This is a genomic window from Rhizobium sp. SG570, assembly GCF_012275345.1.
Lineage (GTDB): Bacteria > Pseudomonadota > Alphaproteobacteria > Rhizobiales > Rhizobiaceae > Rhizobium > Rhizobium lusitanum.
This window is the reverse complement of the sequence record NZ_JAAZQI010000019.1, coordinates 95444-117225: the sequence shown is the minus strand read 5'-3', so window position 1 is coordinate 117225 and position 21782 is coordinate 95444. Positions and strand designations below refer to the sequence as shown.

The window sequence follows — 21782 nt, the reverse complement described above, 5'->3', positions numbered from 1 at the left end:
CAGAATTCTCCTGCCATGAGCCAATCTCCTTCAAATATCCAGATTGAATCATACAGTTCAAGCAAAATCAAATGCATGATTGGGTTTGGAACCTAAGGCTTTCTATCGCAACCGTCCGACGGCATGCCTTCTGGAGCGCCCTGAACTTTCAGAACCAAATAGTCCTGAATGACACGATTGCCGGCCTGACGCGCCAGGGTGCCCAATTGCGTGGATGCGTCAAAGCAACTTGCGTAGCGCTCGACTTGGCCTGCGTTGGCCGATATCACCAGCAACGCAGGTTTGTTGATCAAGGATTGATCAGGAGTTTCAAAGAAGAACCGCTGCCGATCGACGATCTGCATGACGGGACGACCGTCCCTGAGCTCGAAGGCCAGCTCCCCCGTCAACCCGTAATCGGTTGTTGCTATCCATTCTGCGCCAGAATTCTTGCGGATCGTCTCCAACCGTGCAGAAAATTCCTGCCAGCCCAAAAGGGTATCTGCCGGACTATGCAGCGGGAAGGTCTTTCCCCACGGCGTTGCGAAGTAAAGCAGCAATAGCGACGAGAGCCCGATACCCACTGGAGAAACCCAGTATGACAGTCGTCTCAGATGCTTGCGATCAGTAACTCGGGCTTCCGCAACTGCGGCGAGGATTGCGATGGCGGGGTATGCCGGGGCCGGCCAGTTTGCATGCACGCGGTCATGCAGCGCGTGGAATATCATGTAAACAACGAGCGGCCCATTGAGTAAAATCAGGAAGGTAACCGACTTGGATAGGTGCGATTTGGGAACTCGCAGCCACCGGTAGATCGCAAGCGTGGCAAAAATCGCGATCAGCGGATTGAGCAGGCCGAATTGGGCAACGATGAACTCGCCAAAGTATGAAAAGCCGGGATGCTGATCTGCTATGCGGCCGAACTGTTTGGCAAATGAGATCCAGCCGTGGCTCGCGTTCCAAATCAAGACGGGACTGAATGTCAGGAGCGCAACAACACCTCCCATTAGCGTCCATAGGCTGAATCGCCACCTGCGTGCCTTGGGATCCAAACCCAACCAAAGCAGAACCCCCGGAACCATAAAGAGATTTGTGTATTTTGCTACACATCCCAGACCGACCAGCAAGCCGATCAAGAGCCACAGTCTTGGCAGCTCGACGCTGCGAAGCCGCGCGATGGCCCACAGCGTTAGCGCCCAGAACATAGTGGAGGGCGCATCCGGCGTTGCAAACATGGCCGCAAGGCTCATCAAAAGCATCGCGTTCAGCCATATGGCCGCAACGCCGGCAATCTTCGGGTCATCGAAGAGCTCGCGGGCAGCCCCGTAAACGGCAATCGAGGTTACAAAAACCGAACCGACCGCTAGCGCGCGAACACCCAGAAGGGTGTCTCCGAGCAGATGGGTCGAGATCCAAATCCACCAGGCAATCATCGGCGGATGGTCGTAATAGCCCGCAGACGGCACGCGCGACCACAGCCAGTAATAGGCCTCATCCGGAACAAGATCGAAGTGTGCCATCGCCCATAATCTGAAGACAGTTAGAGCGATGAGGATAGTTATGATCTTGGATAGCGGAGGCAGTTCCCGGAAGGTTTTCTTATCTTGCACGCCAGGTAATCGCCGAGCTTGTGACATAGTTCCATACGGCGCCGATGACCGCTCCCCCGATACCATCCAACCACCAATAGGGTTCCTGATCGTAGATGAGCGTCGATAGACCGACGCCGGCGAAAACCCCAAAACTGCAAAGCAAGGAGAACACTGCAAGGCCGGTTAGGTAGCGCCATCCACGTCGGCGTCTGTCTCGATACGTCAGCGCGTTGTTCAGCGTATAGTTGGACAGAACGGCGCTCATCATCGCGAATGTTTGCGCAACCGGAAAGGAGAGCTCGTCTAGTAGAAGGAGCCGTAGCACGGTCAGGTGGACAGCCAAGCCGATTGATCCCACGACGCAGAACATCAGAAAACGTGGCGTTATGAGATCACCAGTTAGCTTTGCGACGATCAATCCAAGGTATTCCATGACGATCATTGCATCGAGCTTGCTCTCGCCATGCAGTCGCGGACGGAAGTCGTAATCCACTTCCGCGATGGTCGGGGGGCAGGGTGAAGACGTCAGGATATCCAGCAATATCTTGAAGCCGTGTAGCGAAAGCCTTGGTGCTGCAGCTTCGACAATCCCACGCTTGACCATGAAAAAGCCACTCATCGGATCGCTGGTGGGTGTCGGGAGCAGTCTTTGTGCAATTCCGGTTGCCAATATGCTTCCGGCCTGGCGCAATCTGGTGAAGCCGTCAACATGCTGGGGTGGCTCGCTATATCGCGTTGCAACGACCAGATCTGCCGACGTGGTGCTTATCATACGAAACATCTTGGGCAAGCAGGTTTCGTCGTGTTGGAGATCGGCATCCATAACGGCGACAATGGGAGCGGAACTGGAAAGAATCCCTTCCAGGCATGCACCCGCCAGACCACGCCGGTTGACGCGTCTTATTCCCCGCACGCGACGGTCCTGCAGCGATATCCTGCGAATGATATCAATGGTATGATCTGCGGAATCGTCGTCAACGAAAATGACCTCCCATTCAATCCCAACAAGCGTTTCATGAAGGCGCCCCACCAAGGGGCGGATATTGTCCACTTCGTTGAACGTCGGGATAATGATCGACAGAGCAGGCGGGCTTGCATCCTCCTGCGCGTCTTTACGGACCGGCGGATCCTGGCTGAAGGGGGCATGCATCGTTTCTGGTTGTGACGAATTTATCCGCCTCGACCATTGTTCGCTTAGAGCAGGACACATGTCGTCGTTGAACCCGCTCAATGGCGTGCGCCTTGCAGACGGAACTGACTGGGTTGAAGCCAACCGGCTCCGGGCCGCCAAACAATGTGATGCATAAGGTTTCAAGCGCCCACGACTCTTTGTACTCGTGGAACTGACCATGAAAACCTTGACTTACGACAGGCTTATAGAACAGCGGCGAAAGCGAGGTTTGATTTTGTCGGAAAGGTGGCTCAGCGCCCTTCAAGCGATAGGGACTACCTCTCCGGATACGCCCAAAGGCGCGGTGCCCCCGTATGTTCGAATTTTTAACCGACATGCCAATGCAAAGGCGGCAGTCAAAATCGACAGGCTTTCCCCGCTGGCGAGCCGGTTATTCGAGTTGCTGAGGATGGTGAAGCTGAAAAAAAGGATGATCAGAAAGTAGGCATGCATCGCATGATTGGGGATAATCCTCAGGCTGGCCGCGCGCCGGACGTTAAAGCAAAAGCACGCCAGCATGACGCCTAAGAACGCCGCTCCGAAGAGCCCATATCGAATGAGGATTTCAAGATAGCCGTTGTGCATGAACGTATATCCCGCATTTGGATAATAGGTATGCGGCCAAAGCTCCAGCCACTCGCTCCCCCAACCGAAGATGGGTGCGGTGGAAAACAATTCCCAAGCATTTGCCCAGAGCTGAAGGCGCTGGTTCATGCCAATCGGCGTGGCGCCGCTGTCTATCGAATGAGAGACTGCGCTGCCGATCTGCTCGGTCGAGCCGGCGTCCTTGAGCATGGTGATAGTCGCAGCAATCGTCGGTCCGGCGGTGTGGACGACATTGTTCCTGACGATATACAAACCGCCGCCGAGCAACGCCACAAGGAGGAGCGCGACCGGGACCACCAACCGATGCTTCAAAGCACGCATAGCGATAAAACCGACTATGGGTAATACCGGAAGAAGCGAAAGCCAAACACCTTTCGATTTCGCCCCATATATCCCGAGAAGGCAGAGGGCGCAGATACAAGGAGACACGACGGAAGCATAAATCTTGATCGTGCGATTGCACGTATCCTCGGTAAGATAGTGTAGAAGCCAAAAGATGGCGCCAATGAGAATCACACCGCAGCAAACCGCTCCATGTATTTGATTATGCTGTATCAGGGGGATAACTGTCTCACCCTCAAGAATGGCGTTGAGGCGTAGGCTCAAGAGCAGAACTATGAGTGCAATGCCAAAATAGACAGCAACAAGCCTTTCGAGGTGAGACCAGCACCGGAATAGTACGAGCGCCAGCGGTGGAAACACCAATGGCATGAGAAAAAGCACATCATGGTCGCCAACCGGGTGGTCGGCTTGAAGCGCGAACTGTAGAACATATCGCAAAAATGCGTAGGTTCCCCATGCTAGGCAGAGCCAACCCTGCCAATCTATCGATGGTCTTGGCTTGGATCTCGCATACAGAATAAGCGACAATATCAACAGCAGCGTGCCGGCGTAGCGGTAAGCGTAGCTTTCGACCAGGGATGCTGACATGACAAAGAGCCAGAGCACATCTGCGGTATAGACCCATACTCTTGCAAAAGATGGGTTCGGACGGGAGGATTGGATGCGAACGTTCATGCTGTTACCTTGCAAATTCCCCTGCCGATCGGCGCTGCGTACGTTTCCGAACCATCATCATTCCGCTCGTTTAGTCAATTGAAGCTCGATCTCTGCTTTCGCGGAAATATACCAGGCGGCACTCCTCGTGAAGGTGGGCTTCGATAAGTTGCTGTGGCAACCGCCCAATTTGACGTTCATTGTCCCCGGCTTGGCATTGGACTTCGGCGATGCGAAAGCCGGGACGCTCCAATTCAATGGAGAAGGTATCGGCAACTAGAAGGCCATGGTTGCGACTGCTCCGCCAGACGGCAAGTTCGCCAGCACGATCCGTCCATCATGCGCGGCCATTGTCTCCCCGACAATGGAAAGACCGAGGCCTAAGCCATCTTCACGATCCGTCTTCCCCAACATTCCGATCTCTTCTCTTAGTCTCCCTTTCGTGAAGCCGGGACCTTGGTCGGCGACACTGATGCCGACGTTGAAGACTGTGATAGTGATCATTCCATTCTCAGGACTGTGATGCAGCGCGTTCTCGACCAGATTGCGAAGCGCTCGAAATATGAAGTCCTTGGCACCACTGACGAGAACGGGTCCGTTCTCGATCTTCAGCTCAATGTTGCGGCCGGCTCCCACGATCATGGGCGCCAGATAGCGGGCCACGTCGGTTGCTACTCCTCCCAGATCCACGATGTCGGCTGCTTCATAATGGAGTGTCCGCACGCGTACCCGATCAACCAGTTGTGTTATGACGCGTTCGACGTCTTCGAAATCCCTCTCTACTGCGCGTGCGATCTGATCCTGCGACAAGGATAAACGTGTCTTGGCGATGGCGAGCGGCGTGCGTAGTTCATGGGCCAATTGCCCAGAGAAGCGTTCCAGAGAAAGAAATCCGCCTTGAAGCCGGTCGAGGGCAGCATTTACCGATTTGACCAACGCCAGAACGTCGTTGGGCATACCACTCTCCGTTAGTCGTGTCGCAATGCTTGACGGGCCGATTTGTGCGGCCTCTTGTGCCGCTTTGCGCAATGGTCGTAGCGCAAAGCCCAGGACAGCGATGTTTGTCGCCAACAGCACCATCACGAACGGGATCCAGATCCAGGCAATATCGCGGACGAACTCTTCCAGGACACTGTCGAATGTGACGTGCGTTTTAGGGAAGGCAACCTGTATGGCCCCTACAGAGCCAGGCAACGCAATTGGAATGGATATGCCGAACAGCGTTTTCTGGTCGTCATGCGGTGGAAGTTCAAAATATTGAGCTCGATCACCAATATAAGGAATCAATGACTCCTGCAGGCCGGAAGAATCGATGATACGCCCGTCACGCCCCAAAACGGCATACTGACCGTGCAGCGCACGGATGCGCGCCTTGGCCGTCGTTGCACGGGAGCTCGAAAGTTTCGGGTCTACCGCCAGTTCCCGCCGCAGATCCTCTGCAAACGTTGAAAGCGTCTCCTCGCGGAACGTATCATTCGAGGCTTGAAAGCGGATGTACAGAAATACTACGCTTGCACAGATCGCGACGAAGGCAACAATCGACATTGCCAGGATCAACCGCTGCAGAAGTGTCAGACGCCACATCTTCAAGGACGCTTTTCCACAAGCATATAGCCGATGCCGCGCATGTTATGGATGTAGAGGACCGACCCAGCGCCTTGAAGCTTTTTGCGTAACCGATGCAGCAAAACCTCAATGGCGTTGGAGCTCAGTTCGTCGCCGAAGCCATAGATTGCCTCTTCGACCTCCGCCTTCGACAGCACATGATTGGGGCGTCGCAAAAAAAGATGCAGCGCGGCAAACTCGCGGCGGCTGAGGGCAAGCTGTGTCTTGCCGACGGAGGCGGAGTATTGGCTTGGATCGAAAGTAATGTCACCGTGCTGCAGGATGGTACCATGGCGGGGTTGGCCACGGCGCATAATCGCGCGCAGGCGAGAAATCAGCACTCCCATGACAAATGGCTTGCAAAGATAGTCGTCGGCGCCGCTGTCGAGCGCATCGATAATCGAGCTCGACGCATCGCGGGCGGTTAGAATCAGAAGCGGCGCCGACGGTGCCGTCCTTCGTAGCGGCTCGATCAGGGTCAGGCCATCGCGATCGGGCAGACCAAGGTCCAGTATGATGGAGTCGTAGTCGACCGTTGCGGCGGCCTCTTCGGCATCATGTGCGTTGGAGACGTGGTCGACGGTGAAGCCATAAGCGCGCATGGCATCATGGGTCACCGCGGCAAGTTTTGCATTGTCTTCGACCAATAATACACGCATGGCATGTCCTATCTATATTGCAACCGTGAGAACGGAGCGCCGTAAGGCAACAATGGTCCGGCAATAGGCCTGCTGCCTTTGGGCTTCGAGACCATTCAAGCGGTCCGGACTCTTATTGACCGCTGCACGTGACTCGCGGACGTCTCGCATGGCGCGACGGGTCAGCAGCGTTTTTCGCCTTATGAGCCCGGCGAAGCATTCGAATCTCAGGTTCGTCACGCCATCCGGAGCGTTCGAGCCAGGCAACCTGCCATTTGGGAAAGGGTGCGATTGTGGCGCGAGCGGCGCTTTAAAGCCCGCAGCGGGCGGCGATTGCGTAAACCGGCGGATCAAAGGCGATGTCGTGCCGGAAATCCCGGCGGGGACAATGTTCATCGATTGAATCATATGCCTGTGCGCTTTGTCTCAAAGAAGGTCGGCCGCTTTCCCGCAAGCTGCGTGCATGGAAATGACCTCGACAGCGCAACTCCTTCCTTTTGGGACGAAGCTTCGACCATCAGACCACGCGTTAGCTTAGAGTGCGTTACTGTCACCAGCCTGAAATGCTGCGGTTGCGATGCTGCTGGAGAAATGGTGACACTTGGAGCCACTCTCGTGGACAGGAATTCTGGGATGGGGTTGGCCAGTGAGTGAGGCCAGATTCCATCTTTTCGCCAGGATTTCGTAAGTGTCCCGTAAGTCGGGCTGAACATGGTCGCTTCCGATGCGGCGGTAATGCCGCTAGTTGGAGCGAATCTGGCATGATCGGTGCGAAGCCTGGGGAAGCGTCACTTAAGATATTTCTGATTAATCTCGATCGGGCAACCGATCGGCTGGTTGCGATGCAACAGAAGTTAGGGAGCATCGGCTTGTATTTCGAACGGGTGGCGGCGGTTGACGGCCGGGCCATCGAATTTCCGATACAGGGCTTCGACGAGTTTGCCTTTCGTTTCAAGCATGGCCGCAGGCGCAATCCAGCGGAAGTCGGCTGCTACTTGAGTCATATCGAATGTGCGAGACGTCTTCTCGCCTCGAACAGCAAGTTTGCTCTTATTCTGGAAGATGATCTCGAGTTTCCGGATGACTTCGTGGAGTTGCTGGATGCAGCGCTCGCACAGACCGAAAAATGGGATATTCTGCGCCTTTCCACGGTCAGCGACGGGCGAAAGTTCCGCTTCTCCCGGCTGACGGAAGGTAGAGATCTGGCGGTAGCATTAACCCGGGAGAAGGGTTCCGGTGCCTACATTATCAATCGTCGGGCTGCAGATTGGTTTGTCGACAGGCTCATGCCGATGCAACTGCCGTTCGACTTGGCGCTCGATCTTGAGTTCTTCGCCCAACTGAAATCGGCCTTCGTCGTTCCCATCCCGGTCAATCAGCAATTGGGCCTGCCTTCGCAGATCCAGGGACGGCGCCGAACCTATCACAGGTCCCGAGGGCACTATTTGACGGTAATGCCCTATCGGATCTTTATCGAGACCATGCGGTTATCGGCACGGCTCGCTCGATTGCTTGGCCATCTCACGAGTGCGCGGATGGAAGTTGCACTGCCCGGGACAGAAAAGGTCGAGGCAGGGGGAGTATCTCTTGTGAACAACCCTGCCAAGCAGGTTAGCGAGATGTGATGAAACTGGGGGTGTACGTCATCAATCTGGACAGGTCGGTCGATCGATGGGCTGTCGTGCATTCCAAAGCCGGTGAATGCGGCATAGACGTCATCAGGATGGCCGCCACGGATGGGCGCGAGCTGTCACAGAAGGATTTTCGGGACGTCGATTGGAAAGGCTTTGCTCGGCACGGCGGGCGAGCGCTCCTCCCGGGCGAATATGGCTGCTACCGCAGCCATATCGGATGCCTCTCCATTTTTCTCGAGAGCGATTTCGATGCGGCTCTGGTCATGGAGGACGACATCGACATCCCGGCCGATCTGGTGGAAAGGACGATCGCTATCCTTGAGGCTGTTCCAAATGCGGACGTCGTTAAACTCTTCAATCATCGAAGCAGCGGCTTTCTCGGTATCGCGACAAGCGTGTTTGGTGACGAGATGGGCCGTTGCCTGCATGGGCCGCAAGGTTCGGCCGCCTGTTACGTCATCACCAGCCGAGGCGCAGCCAAGGTTTTGCCGTTGCTGCGCATTATGAGCTTTCCCTTCGATGTCGCGCTTGAAAGAGGCTGGCACCACGGCGCGAATGTCTTGAGCGTCCGCCGCAACGTCGTGAGCTTGATGAACCACAGCCGTAACAGCCAGATCGGAAAAAGGGTGGACTACAACCGGGCCAAGTTCTTTGGTCCGAAGCGCTTGCCCACTCACCTTTTGCGGGCCGCCGAATATTGCCGTCGCGTTCGGTACGTGCTGGAGATTTGGGAGAGCCGATGGAGGCGGCCGTCTGCGGACAGTCATCGGCTTGACGCCCCGGCGCAATCCTCAGCGTTTGCCCGAAGTCAGCATCATCCCACGGATGCCTAGCGGCAAGCCGAGGCCCCTTCGAGACTGCGTCGGCTACTTTACGAAACTGTAAACTGTCGGACAGGAGTGGACGAGAATTGAACGTTAGCTCCGGCAAGGCCCGACACTAGAGCATTTCCAGGAAAAGTGCGAAGCGGTTTTCCATCTGGAATGCGTAAAGAAACAAAACGCTCTAAAGGCCCCAGCAAATGCCAATCATCGCGCTCGCGGCCGGTATTTATACGGCAAATGCGGCGCAGGCTGCGAGCGTGGTGCTGGTTGCCGAGCTGATCGGCCGCCGATGGGTATACTGCTGTCTGGAAAGATCGAATTTGGTTGGTCCGATTGCAGATCCGATTTCGGGCCCTGCCCAAGCGACTTATCCCTCCGGGCCTATTTTCGGCCCAGAGGGATAACAATTCCAGATAGCGCTCATGACGATTTCGGAGTCTTGTCGATGGGCAATCGCCTTCACGGAGGTCACGGCGGCGGATATCCGGCAGATCGTGCCAGCGACGGCGATGTCAACTTGCTCCAATCAGCACGTCCGCGGGCTGATTGGAATGGTCGCAGCTCATTTCTCGAAGGATCCTGCATAACCTTGATGAGTTGCTTAGATGACAAGCCCATCAGACAGCATGATACGCCGCGATGATTGCGCCAACCTGTCCCGAATCCAGCGCTTGCAACTGAGCAGTTGTGATCGCCAACAATTGATCACTCTTCAGGTTCGCGATATCCGTTGTCGACAACCCCGATAATGCCGTTCGATTAATGGCTGCGATATTGGCGGTCGACAATTCTGCAATATCTGCGGTCGTCAGGGCTGCGACCTGCGCCGAGCCAAAGGCTCTGACCTGTGCTGTGCCGAAAGCCCCAATCTGGCTGGAGCTCAAAGTGTCGATCTGGGCGGTGGTGAGCCCTGCCACGGACCTCGAGCTTAGGGCGGCGATCTGGCTGGTCGAGAGGGCTGCAATATTGTCGGTGGTCAGAGCCGCGACTTGCGCAGAGCCGAAAGCACCGATCTGGGCAGTGGTCAACGTAGTGACCTGGAGGGTGGTCAGCACTTTGACCTGGCTAGTCTTCAGGGCTGCGATTTGACCCGTCTTCAGGACGGCGACTTGGCCAGTAGAAAGTGCTGCGATGTTGGCCGCCGATAGTCCGGACATTGCTGCTGAAGTGATCGCTGCAATACTGGCGGTCGACAATTCGGCAATATCTGCAGTCGTCAGGGCCGCGACCTGCGCCGAGCCGAGGACTCCGACAAGTGCGGAGCCGAGAGCTTCAATCTGGCTGGAGCTCAAGGTGTCGATCTGGGCGGTGGTGAGCCCTGCCACGGACCTCGAGCTTAGAGCGGAGATCTGGCCGGTCGAGAGGGCTGCAATATTGTCGGTGGTCAGAGCCGCGACTTGCGCAGAGCCGAAAGCACCGATCTGGGCAGTGGTCAACGTAGTGACCTGGAGGGTGGTCAGCACTTTGACCTGGCTGGTTTTCAGGGCTGCGATCTGACCTGTCTTCAGCGCGGCGAACTGGCCAGTAGAAAGTGCGGCGACATTGGCCGCCGACAGTCCGGACATTGCTGTTGAAGTGATCGCTGCAATATCGGCGGTCGTCAATTCTGAAATATCGGCGGTGGTCAGGGCCGCGACCTGCACCGAGCTGAAAGCACCGATCTGGGCAGCGGTCAACGTGGTGATCTGGAGGGTGGTCAGCACTTTGACCTGGCTGGTCTTCAGGGCTGCGATCTGACCCGTCTTCAGGGCGGCGAGCTGGCCAGTAGAAAGCGCGGCGACATCGTCCGTCGACAGTCCGGACATTGCTGTTGGAGTGATCGCCGCAATATCGGCGGTCGATAATTCCGCGATATCGGCGGTCGACAAGGCCGCGACCTGCGCCGAGCCAAAGGCTCCAAATTGGGACGATGTCAAAGCCTCAATCTGTGAAGAATCCAAATCCTCGATTTGATTGGTGCTCAGGGCCGTGACTTGTGCCGTGCCAAGGCTCGCAATCCTGGTCGCGTCAAGAACGGCCAACTGGCTCAGACTGAGGCCCTTGATCGCGCTAACGGATATGGCACTGATCTGCCCGGTCGTCAGGATTGCGATATCATCGGTCCGCAAGGCAGCAATCTGAGCTGACGAAAGCGTCTTGACCTGCGTGGAGCTCAGCGCGGCCATGTCATTGGTGGTCAGAGACGCGATTACCGTGGTGGAAAGAGATCTGATCTGGTTGGCGGTCAGAGAAGAAATGATTGAGGTCATTAGCGTGTGGGCTCCGCAATATTAACCGATTTCAAATGTCACCTCTCCGCAACCGATGGTGTGAAGGGAGCACGCGGGTCTTTTGGCAACTGCCTTGGATGTGCTTGCTCCTGAAGTTCGCGTAACTGTTATGATCAGAAGCCGCTATTGGCATCGACCATTTGAGCGTCCCGTTAGACGGAAAGAGTGTTCCGGCGTCTAGGAATGCGAGTATCCCAAGAGTTGCAGCATCCGTTAATTTAAAATTTACCCTAGCGGGCTTCACGTTGATTCGCATTACATGGAGATTCTTTGGAGCGGAAATTTTAAAAGCCGCCAACATACCAACTGTGATGCCGCGCCGAGTGATCTGGGGTAGTTCAAGCACGCGAGAGGGGCGGGGGCTATTTTCTCCTTGCCTGCATCAAGGCACCGTAGGCATCGATCAGGCGGTCGACATCAAGTCCGTTTTCTTGCGGGCCGAAACTCAGATGGCTCACCATAAAGTCAGAATAGATAGCTGTAAGACGCCCCAGAAGCTCTGGTAAATCGATCGTCAACTGGGCCTCATCATCGCCCTTTGGCAGCGCCATATGCACCAAATCCTTCCCAAGCCAGGAAATAAAATTGATCGACTGGCGCCCTTTCCACTCAACAACCTGAGCAGGCAACGGCAGTCGCTTGTCATGGCTTTGCAAGAAGAAGTCATGGAGCTCAGTCGCGCGCTTCCCGCTCTGCCACAAGCTTCCACCAAATCCTCCCGGCGGATGTTCAAATTGGCCGAGCCGATCAGGAAGCGATCCTGCGACCTGCTGCCAGTACGCACACACTCCATTGTTCACGACATTGGCCGAAACGATGAAGTAGTTCGGGTTGCTCCGTCTAAATTCTATAAAGCCGTCGAGCTTATCGACGTCCACGTAGACAATGTCATCGTCACACTTCAAAAATACCGTATCCGAAAACCTCTGCAGCCTGGTTGCGTAGTAATTGTAGGCCTGCCAGTATGGGGGCCTCTCGTCCGGATTGCCGAGGAAACGCTGTATGCGTGAGCCGGAGTTGCCGAGCTCCAAACCGGCACCCCATCCTCCACGCACCATGATCGATGCGCCAAATGGCAAATTGATTTCCTGCCATTGGCCGACGAGCACGTGATTGACGTGTAGTTGAACACCGCCCGCGTCACTTTTGAGAACGATCTGATTAGGCATACCCGGAGAGAGAATACCAGGCGTTGACCTCGTCCATGTCGCCGAATCATTTGGACGTTCGGAATTCATCAATTCACTGCGCGGAAGTTTGCGCAGAGCCGTATACTGATTGTCCCAGCCGCCTATGACGATTTCGAAAAAGTGGTCGCTATCATCATGTGGCAAGATCGCAATATGAAGATCATTGGTGATCGACGCGCTCGCGCGGAACCAAGACTGGTTGGTAACGGCTCCCGCCAACTGATATTGGGCGCCGGATCCCATATAGCGCGCCGGGCCAAATTCGCGGCTGATCCATTCATGGTCGTTCTGTGAACGCGTGAAATCCCAAATATGCCACTCGTCTATTATTCCGCGATCCATCGCTTCGCGGATGTAGTCGTTCAGAATTTCCATTCTCTTCTGCCTGCCGGCAAATGTCACAAGTACAACAGGGGCCATACAATTCTCACTGCTTGAAATGAGTGCGTTAGTTACGGATTTGGAGTGGCAGCTCTGCCCACAGGCGGCCGTCGGGCGAGACTGGTGTATAGTCGTGCCGCTGGATCAACTTTTCGATGTATCGGTGCCTGTAAGTTCGGTCGTCTTGGAACTCCACATTCTCCAAAACGATCTCCGCCCCGATTTCGTAGTATAGGTCGAGATTACGCAAATCCGGCGTTGGAGTTTCACCACGCTCAGATTCGCCCTGCATTTGCCAGAACAACTGTTCAAGGCGCCGTGCCGTACCCGGCATGTCGCGCAAGGCGCTCGTGTCTCGCTGGCGTTGCAATGCTTCTCTGATCGCCCTTAACCGACCAGATTGCCGCGCAAGATCGATGGCCTTCGCCACATAATCATCCGGTCCGTGACAAATCAGTTCACCGACGCCCGCTGCAGAAACGATGCTGGCGCAGAAACGCGCGGCGAAGCCTCTCCCGGGAAAGGTAAGAACCGGCAAGCCCATCGTCAGAGCATCTGATGCCGTAGAGTGAGCGCCGTAAGGGAAGGTATCGAGGAAGAGGTCGGCCAACCCAATTCGAGCAAGATGGTCTGGGTTGGCAGCCTTAGGCGCGAAAATTAGGCGTTCGGCGGCAACGCCATGTTGCGCTGCTATTTGGCGCAGGCGCTGATTGACATCGTCATCGCCGCCAAGCAACCACAAAACGCTGTCGGGAACTGCCGAAAGTATCGTCATCCAGCGAGCAAAGCATGCGGCGGTGATTTTCTGCATGCCGTTAAAGCAGGCAAATATAAAATTATTCTCAGGCAGTCCTGCTTCCGGGCGGCTTGGCCGGGAGCCTATGAGCCGTTTGCGATCGACAGGTTGATCACACGCGATCCGCAGCACCTTTTCCGTGAAATAGATTTCATTTTCGGGCGGAATGATTTGGTCGTCCGCAATGATATATTGATGATAGGGGCTGCCCATGGAACCGGGGTAGCCGCAGAAATTGACGATCACCGGGGCTGGGCGGAAGGCAAAGATTCCCGTTCTCGCATGCTTTGTATAGCCGTTGACGTCGATGAGGATGTCGATTTCGTCCGCACCAATCTGTGCGGCCGCATCGATATCGCTGAGCCCGGTAATATCACGCCAAGAGTCGATGGCGATTTTGATCCGTTCCTGTGTCGCATCGTTCGTTCGCGGCTCACCGCAATAATAAGCGAAAACTTCGACGCTACGCTTGTCATGTAGCTCGAGAACCTCGCTGAGCGCGAAGCCCACAGCGTGATCCCGCAAATCTGACGATACATAGCCGACACGCAAGCGCTGTTCGGTTCCGGTTTTCATCCGTGGCTGCTTGCGTGGGAAGTTCTTAAGATCGGGTTGTCCGACCAGTTGCTTATTGTAGCGATAAGCTTTGGCAAGCTGAAACAAGGGATCGTCGACGTGGCAGGCAAGCGTCAACGGAGACATCGCGTCGAGCAATTGTCGTGTTGAAACATGATCCGAGCCAACCAATGTTGGCCATTTGCATTGGCGCTGCCGCAGTGACGTCCAATGCTGAGCTGATTCGGTTTTGTCCGGCCGCAACTCGATAGCTTGCCATAGCGCCGTTTCTGCCTTTTCGAAATGACCTGCGTTTTCGAGAACGCGGCCGACATGCTGCAGCATCATCAAACGATGACCTGCTCGTTCCGCCGTGATTTCATTCGTGGCATCCAGGTAACTGTACCATTGCTGGACTGCCTGGCCGGTTGAACCGCAATCTTCGAGTGCCCGACCAAGGTTGATGTGTGCCTGCCCGAATCGCGGATCAATTTTCAAACAGGCGCGCAGCGCGTGAATCGCTCCAGCCACATCCCCCAACTGCCGCAAAATGACGGAGTAATTGAAGTAGACAACGTGCAGCAACGGATGCGTGTCGTTGAACGCGATCCACGTTCTGTAAAGCTCTGACGCCAGCCGTGCTTGACCCGTCTCGCTGAGGCTCTCAACGAGTTGCAGTAACTCGGAAAGGGATAGGTGCTGATTTCGCGCCCTGTTCAGGAGCTCTACGAGCGGAGGCGGAACATCCGGGGCAACTGCATTGTTAACGAGCATATGCATCCTAGCAGTAAATGGTCTTCCGGTCGGGTTCGAAGCCGGAGGAAGTGGCATTGCTCTCGTGTATCGATGCTAGCTTGCTTTGAGCTTGTCACTATTTCGCGCATGTGCGGTCAATATTCGATTTTATTAATTAATTATTGTATCAATAACGAACAAATGATCTTATTGGGCGGCGCGATATGTATAACTCAGATAAACCAAGGAAATTTTTGCAATTAAAATGTGATATTTTTTATGCGTTATGTAAATATGTGAGATTTATAGAATTATTTTAATGTTATATGCCATATATTGCGGGATATAAACAGTTATATTGAAAAAGTAATGCGTATTTCCCAAAAGTTAATTTGAATTTGCCGTAATGATTGATTTCTTCGCGCGGAATACAGGAATTAAGCTTGTATGTCCGCAAGCTCTCTCGCGGATTGTGGATTAATATAAGTATATCCCCGGTTGTTTTTCGTGGCTTCTGGTAAAAGTTGTGCCACGTTAACCGTAAATTAAAGGCGGCCCATTAATTCTCTGGTTAAGACACGGGCTGATGACGCAACATTAGCGTGTGCTGAAGTCAAGATTTTGATCAAACGGCTCAGCGCTAGCGAGACGTTTATACGAAGGCGTTGGGATCAGGGTCGTTACGGACCCTGCGTGCATGAAGCCCTTCCAGCGCTTCGGCTTTCGCGAGCCATGTTTCTCACAACATTCTTTCCGTCCGGCAGGACACTTGAGTGGCAGGCGCAATAACCGCCTCTGACCACGTGGGTGTCGGGGTTTCGGCGCGACCTGCGTCCGAAGCCCCGGTCAAGAGACAGGCGCGCTCTTTTACGCTGTCGACGTCAGAGAAATGGCATCAGCTATAGGTTAACATTAGGGGCCCCCACACCAATGACCTCAATCATTTCTTCTTTGACCGTCAATCAGATCAAATCTCTTTCCACCACCGTCATCGCATCTCTCACGACCAGTGACGTGGCAGCATTGAGCACCACGCAAATCAAAGCGCTTTCCTCATCACAGATCAAAGCGCTGCAGACCGACGAGGTCGCAGCCCTGACGACCGATCAGATGAGCGCGGTATCCGCCAGCGCGATCAAGGGTCTCAGCCTGAGCCAATTGGCGGTTCTCGACACGACAAAAATAGAAAACCTGAGCACAGAGCAGGTCGCCGCCTTTAGCGCGGATCAGATTGGGGGATTTGGCTCGTCGCAGGCTGAGGCTTTGACCACCTCACAGGTCCACGTCTTGAGCTCCGCCCAGATCGGCGCCTTGTCGACGGATGACATTGCCGGCTTCTCGACCGCCGACATCGCCGCCATCACGACTGCCGCTCTTGCCGGTCTGTCGACGGCCAATGTCGCGGTCTTGTCGTCCGATCAGGCTGCCGCCTTGACCACGGCACAGGTTGCTGTGCTGAAAACCACTCAGATCCATGCTCTGACCTCGACCCAAGTCGGTGCGCTCAGCACCTCGCAGGTCGGAACTTTCAGTTCGACCCAGGTCGGTGCTCTCACCACGGACAATGTCGCGGGCCTGTCGACCACCCAGGTTGCAGCGCTTAGCGCCAAGTCGGTCGCCGGCTTCACCACGGCCCAGGTCGGTGCGCTCGGTTCCGACAAGGTTGCCGCCCTGACGACCGCTCAGGTCGGCGCGCTGAACTCTGCTCAGATCGGTGCTTTGAGCAGCGCCGAGATCGCTGGTCTGTCGACTGCTGACATCGCTGCCATCAACACCGCAGCACTGGGCAGCTTATCAACGGCCAATATCGCAATCCTGTCGTCCGATCAGGCTGCTGCCTTGACCACGGCCCAGGTCGCGACGCTCAAGACCACGCAGATCCATGCTCTGACATCGACCCAGGTCGGTGCGCTCAGCACCTCGCAGGTCGGAACTTTCAGTTCGACCCAGGTCGGTGCCCTCACGACCGACAACGTCGCCGGTCTTTCGACCACGCAGATTGGTGCTCTCACCTCAAAGTCTGTGACGGGTCTGTCCACCGCACAGGTCGGCGCGCTGAGTTCGACACAGGTCGAGGCGCTGAGCCCCGTCCTTATCGGTTCGTTGAATTCTGCCCAGATCGGTGCCTTGTCGACAGACGATATCGCCAGCTTCTCGACCGCCGACATCGCCGCCATCACGACTGCCGCTCTTGCCGGTCTGTCGACGGCCAATGTCGCGGTCTTGTCGTCCGATCAGGCTGCCGCTTTGACCACGGCACAGGTTGCTACGCTCAAGACCACGCAGATCCATGCTCTGACGTCGAGCCAGGTCGGTGCGCTCAGCACCTCTCAGGTCGGCACCTTGAGTGCCGCTCAGGTCGGTGCCCTCACGACCGACAATGTCGCCGGTCTTTCGACCACGCAGATTGGTGCTCTCACCTCAAAGTCCGTGACGGGTCTGTCGACCGCTCAGGTCGGTGCCCTAAGCTCGACACAGGTCGAGGCTTTGAGCCCCACGCTTGTCGGTTCGTTGAACTCCGCACAAATCGGGGCCTTGTCGACGGCTGACATCGCTACCTTCTCGACCGCCGACATCGCAGCGATCAACACCGCGGCGCTTGCCGGTCTGTCGACGGCCAATGTCGCGGCCCTGTCGTCTGATCAGGCTGCTGCCTTGACCACGGCTCAGGTTGCTACACTCAAGACCACGCAGGTCAGCGCTCTGACCTCGACCCAGGTCGGTGCGCTCAGCACCTCTCAGGTTGGCACTCTCAGCGCCGCTCAGGTCGGTGCTCTGACCACGGACAATGTCGCGGGCCTGTCGACCACGCAGGCCGCAGCCCTCAGCGCCAAGTCGATCACCGGTCTTACCACCGCTCAGGTCGGTGTACTTGGCTCGGCCAATGTCGCGGCACTCTCCACGGCTCAGGTCGGTGCCCTGAACTCCACTCAGATCGGTGCCTTGAGCAGCGCTGAGCTTGCCGGTCTGTCGACCGCCGATATCGCCGCCATCAACACCGCGGCGCTTGCCGGTCTGTCGACGGCCAATGTCGCGGTCCTGTCGTCTGACCAGGCTGCTGCCTTGACGACGGCACAGGTTGCTACGCTCAAGACCACGCAGATCCATGCTCTGACGTCGACCCAGGTCGGTGCGCTCAGCACCTCTCAGGTTGGAGCTTTCAGCGCAACCCAGGTCGGTGCTCTGACCACGGACAATGTCGCGGGCCTGTCGACCACGCAGGCCGCAGCGCTTAGCGCCAAGTCGATCACCGGTCTCACCACCGCTCAGGTCGGCGCACTCGGCTCGGCCAATGTCGCGGCACTCAGCACGGCTCAGGTCGGTGCCCTGAACTCCACTCAGATCGGCGCTCTGAGCAGCGCTGAGCTTGCTGGTCTGTCGACGGCGGATATCGCCGCCATCAACACCGCCGCTCTCGGAGGACTGTCGGAGGCCAATGTTGCAGCCCTGTCGTCTGATCAGGCTGCTGCGTTGACGACAGCACAGGTTGCTACGCTCAAGACCACGCAGATCCACGCCCTGACCTCGACCCAGGTCGGTGCGCTCAGCACCTCTCAGGTTGGAGCTTTCAGCGCAACCCAGGTCGGTGCTCTGACCACCGACAATGTCGCCGGCCTGTCGACCACGCAGGCCGCAGCCCTCAGCGCCAAGTCGATCACCGGTCTTACCACCGCTCAGGTCGGAGTTCTCGGCTCGGCCAATGTCGCGGCACTCTCCACGGCTCAGGTCGGTGCTCTGAACTCCACTCAGATCGGCGCTCTGAGCAGCGACGAAATCGCCGGTCTGTCGACGGCGGATATCGCCGCCATCAACACCGCCGCTCTCGGAGGACTGTCGACGGCCAATGTCGCGGTCTTGTCGTCCGACCAGGCAGCTGCCTTGACGACGGCACAGGTTGCTACACTGAAGACCACGCAGATCCATGCTCTGACGTCGAGCCAGGTCGGTGCGCTCAGCACCTCTCAGGTCGGCACTCTCAGCGCTGCCCAGGTCGGGGCCTTGACCACGGACAATGTCGCCGGTCTTTCGACCACGCAGATTGGTGCTCTCACCTCAAAGTCTGTGACAGGTCTGTCGACCGCTCAGGTCGGTGCCCTGAGCTCGACACAGGTCGAGGCTTTGAGCCCCGCGCTTGTCGGTTCGTTGAACTCCGCACAAATTGGTGCCTTGAGCAGCGCTGACATCGCCAGCTTCTCGACCGCCGACATCGCAGCGATCAACACCGCGGCGCTTGCCGGTCTGTCGACGGCCAATGTCGCAGCCCTGTCGTCCGATCAGGCTGCCGCCTTGACCACGGCGCAGGTTGCTACACTCAAGACCACGCAGGTCAACGCCCTGACCTCGACCCAGGTCGGTGCGCTCAGCACCTCTCAGGTTGGAGCTTTCAGCGCAACCCAGGTCGGTGCTCTGACCACCGACAATGTCGCCGGCCTGTCGACCACGCAGGCCGCAGCCCTCAGCGCCAAGTCGATCACCGGTCTCACCACCGCTCAGGTCGGCGCACTCGGCTCGGCCAATGTCGCGGCACTCTCCACGGCTCAGGTCGGTGCCCTGAACTCCACTCAGATCGGTGCCTTGAGCAGCGCAGAACTCGCTGGTCTGTCGACGGCGGATATCGCCGCCATCAACACCGCCGCTCTCGGAGGACTGTCGGAGGCCAATGTCGCAGCCCTGTCGTCTGATCAGGCTGCCGCCTTGACCACGGCTCAGGTCGCGACGCTCAAGACCACGCAGATCCACGCTCTGACGTCGAGCCAGGTCGGTGCGCTCAGCACCTCTCAGGTCGGCACTCTCAGCGCTGCCCAGGTCGGGGCCTTGACCACGGACAACGTCGCCGGTCTTTCGACCACGCAGATTGGTGCTCTCACCTCAAAGTCTGTGACGGGTCTGTCGACCGCTCAGGTCGGTGCCCTAAGCTCGACACAGGTCGAGGCTTTGAGCCCCACGCTTGTCGGTTCGTTGAACTCCGCACAAATCGGGGCCTTGTCGACGGCTGACATCGCTACCTTCTCGACCGCCGACATCGCAGCGATCAACACCGCGGCGCTTGCCGGTCTGTCGACGGCCAATGTCGCGGCCCTGTCGTCCGATCAGGCTGCCGCTTTGACGACGGCGCAGGTTGCTACACTCAAGACCACGCAGGTCAACGCCCTGACCTCGACCCAGGTCGGTGCGCTCAGCACCTCTCAGGTTGGAGCTTTCAGCGCAACCCAGGTCGGTGCTCTGACCACCGACAATGTCGCCGGCCTGTCGACCACGCAGGCCGCAGCCCTCAGCGCCAAGTCGATCACCGGTCTTACCACCGCTCAGGTCGGTGTACTTGGCTCGGCCAATGTCGCGGCACTCAGCACGGCTCAGGTCGGTGCCCTGAACTCCACTCAGATCGGCGCTCTGAGCAGCGCTGAGCTTGCTGGTCTGTCGACGGCGGATATCGCCGCCATCAACACCGCCGCTCTCGGAGGACTGTCGGAGGCCAATGTTGCAGCCCTGTCGTCTGATCAGGCTGCTGCGTTGACCACGGCTCAGGTCGCGACGCTCAAGACCACGCAGATCCATGCTCTGACGTCGACCCAGGTCGGTGCGCTCAGCACCTCTCAGGTTGGCACTCTCAGCGCTGCCCAGGTCGGGGCCTTGACCACGGACAATGTTGCGGGCCTGTCGACCACGCAGGCCTCGGCCCTCAGCGCCAAGTCGATCACCGGTCTCACCACCGCTCAGGTCGGTGTACTTGGCTCGGCCAATGTCGCGGCACTCAGCACGGCTCAGGTCGGTGCCCTGAACTCCACTCAGATCGGTGCCTTGAGCAGCGCTGAGCTTGCTGGTCTGTCGACGGCGGATATCGCCGCCATCAACACCGCCGCTCTCGGAGGACTGTCGGAGGCCAATGTTGCAGCCCTGTCGTCTGATCAGGCTGCTGCCTTGACGACGGCTCAGGTCGCGACGCTCAAGACCACGCAGATCCATGCTCTGACGTCGACCCAGGTCGGTGCGCTCAGCACCTCTCAGGTTGGAGCTTTCAGTTCGACCCAGGTCGGTGCTCTGACTACCGACAATGTCGCCGGCCTGTCGACCACGCAGGCCGCGGCCCTCAGCTCCAAGTCGATCACCGGTCTCACCACCGCTCAGGTCGGCGCACTCGGCTCGGCCAATGTCGCGGCACTCTCCACGGCTCAGGTCGGTGCTCTGAACTCCACTCAGATCGGTGCCTTGAGCAGCGCTGAGCTTGCTGGTCTGTCGACGGCGGATATCGCCGCCATCAACACCGCCGCTCTCGGAGGACTGTCGGAGACCAACGTTGCGACACTATCGTCTGATCAGGCTGCCGCCTTGACCACGGCTCAGGTCGCGACGCTCAAGACCACGCAGATCCATGCTCTGACCTCGACCCAGGTCGGTGCGCTCAGCACCTCTCAGGTTGGCACTCTCAGCGCTGCCCAGGTCGGTGCACTGACCACGGACAACGTCGCCGGTCTTTCGACCACGCAGATTGGTGCTCTCAGCACAAAGTCTGTGACGGGTCTGTCCACCGCCCAGGTCGGCGCACTGAGCTCGACACAGGTCGAGGCTTTGAGCTCGACACAGACCGCAGCCTTGACTTCAAGTCAGATAGGTGCGCTGTCGACGGCCGATATTGCGGTCTTCTCAACCGATGATATCGCGGCTATCACCACCACAGCCCTTGCCGGTCTGTCGACGACGGATATCGGAAGCTTGTCGAGCGGTCAGTTGCAAGCGATCACGACAACACAGCTGCAGGCTATGAACACTGATCAGGTAGCAGCCGTCATTGCGGCTTATCACGCCGCCTAA

General features: G+C 57.1%; 10 protein-coding genes and 1 pseudogene. 3 read left to right on the top strand and 8 right to left on the bottom strand.

Features of this window, described 5'->3' with window-relative positions; translation table 11 throughout:
* Nucleotides 1-92: 92 nt before the first annotated feature.
* The 5 genes from FHT28_RS29205 to FHT28_RS29185 form a co-directional block, all read right to left on the bottom strand.
* Nucleotides 93-1589 (bottom strand): glycosyltransferase family 39 protein, encoded by a 1497-nt coding sequence (locus FHT28_RS29205; RefSeq protein WP_168598112.1) that lies wholly within the window; start codon nt 1587-1589, stop codon nt 93-95.
* Nucleotides 1579-2802 carry a glycosyltransferase gene (locus FHT28_RS29200; RefSeq protein ID WP_246704975.1) on the bottom strand — a complete coding sequence of 408 codons (1224 nt, stop codon included), beginning with the start codon at nt 2800-2802 and terminating at the stop codon, nt 1579-1581. The genes FHT28_RS29205 and FHT28_RS29200 overlap by 11 nt, the downstream gene beginning before the upstream one ends.
* Before the next feature lie 201 nt (nt 2803-3003).
* Nucleotides 3004-4365, bottom strand: a complete 1362-nt coding sequence (locus FHT28_RS29195) for an O-antigen ligase family protein (protein ID WP_052212692.1) — start codon at nt 4363-4365, stop codon at nt 3004-3006.
* A gap of 255 nt (nt 4366-4620) precedes the next feature.
* Entirely contained in the window at nt 4621-5928 is a 1308-nt protein-coding gene (locus tag FHT28_RS29190) for an ATP-binding protein (protein ID WP_246704977.1), read from the bottom strand.
* A gap of 2 nt (nt 5929-5930) precedes the next feature.
* The gene (locus FHT28_RS29185) at nt 5931-6608 is read right to left on the bottom strand and encodes a response regulator transcription factor (RefSeq protein WP_037200454.1); all 678 of its coding nucleotides are present in this window, start codon (nt 6606-6608) and stop codon (nt 5931-5933) included.
* A 740-nt stretch (nt 6609-7348) separates the two neighbouring features.
* Between FHT28_RS29185 and FHT28_RS29180 the strand changes: the two are divergent.
* Nucleotides 7349-8212, top strand: a pseudogene (locus tag FHT28_RS29180) (glycosyltransferase family 25 protein); the annotation flags it as partial.
* The gene (locus FHT28_RS29175) at nt 8212-9054 is read left to right on the top strand and encodes a glycosyltransferase family 25 protein (protein ID WP_168598110.1); all 843 of its coding nucleotides are present in this window, start codon (nt 8212-8214) and stop codon (nt 9052-9054) included. The pseudogene FHT28_RS29180 and the gene FHT28_RS29175, both read left to right, overlap by 1 nt.
* A gap of 608 nt (nt 9055-9662) precedes the next feature.
* On the opposite strand, the gene FHT28_RS29170 is transcribed toward FHT28_RS29175, so the two are convergent.
* The 3 genes from FHT28_RS29170 to FHT28_RS29160 form a co-directional block, all read right to left on the bottom strand.
* Nucleotides 9663-11294, bottom strand: a complete 1632-nt coding sequence (locus tag FHT28_RS29170) for a hypothetical protein (protein ID WP_168598109.1) — start codon at nt 11292-11294, stop codon at nt 9663-9665.
* Between the two features lie 383 nt (nt 11295-11677).
* The gene (locus FHT28_RS29165) at nt 11678-12925 is read right to left on the bottom strand and encodes a hypothetical protein (protein WP_168598108.1); all 1248 of its coding nucleotides are present in this window, start codon (nt 12923-12925) and stop codon (nt 11678-11680) included.
* A gap of 28 nt (nt 12926-12953) precedes the next feature.
* Nucleotides 12954-15011, bottom strand: a complete 2058-nt coding sequence (locus FHT28_RS29160; RefSeq protein WP_047640994.1) for a hypothetical protein — start codon at nt 15009-15011, stop codon at nt 12954-12956.
* An 891-nt stretch (nt 15012-15902) separates the two neighbouring features.
* Here FHT28_RS29160 and FHT28_RS29155 point away from each other — a divergent pair.
* Entirely contained in the window at nt 15903-21782 is a 5880-nt protein-coding gene (locus FHT28_RS29155) for an S-layer family protein (RefSeq protein ID WP_210255905.1), read from the top strand.

Bases quoted from the DNA above. Each gene is read 5' to 3' on its own strand.
- FHT28_RS29170 (WP_168598109.1), bottom strand. From the start codon at position 11,294: ATGACCTCAATCATTTCTTCTCTGACCGCCAACCAGATCAGATCTCTT.
- FHT28_RS29155 (WP_210255905.1), top strand. From the start codon at position 15,903: ATGACCTCAATCATTTCTTCTTTGACCGTCAATCAGATCAAATCTCTT.
- FHT28_RS29165 (WP_168598108.1), bottom strand. From the start codon at position 12,925: ATGGCCCCTGTTGTACTTGTGACATTTGCCGGCAGGCAGAAGAGAATG.
- FHT28_RS29175 (WP_168598110.1), top strand. From the start codon at position 8,212: ATGAAACTGGGGGTGTACGTCATCAATCTGGACAGGTCGGTCGATCGA.
- FHT28_RS29160 (WP_047640994.1), bottom strand. From the start codon at position 15,011: ATGCTCGTTAACAATGCAGTTGCCCCGGATGTTCCGCCTCCGCTCGTA.
- FHT28_RS29185 (WP_037200454.1), bottom strand. From the start codon at position 6,608: ATGCGTGTATTATTGGTCGAAGACAATGCAAAACTTGCCGCGGTGACC.
- FHT28_RS29195 (WP_052212692.1), bottom strand. From the start codon at position 4,365: ATGAACGTTCGCATCCAATCCTCCCGTCCGAACCCATCTTTTGCAAGA.
- FHT28_RS29190 (WP_246704977.1), bottom strand. From the start codon at position 5,928: ATGTGGCGTCTGACACTTCTGCAGCGGTTGATCCTGGCAATGTCGATT.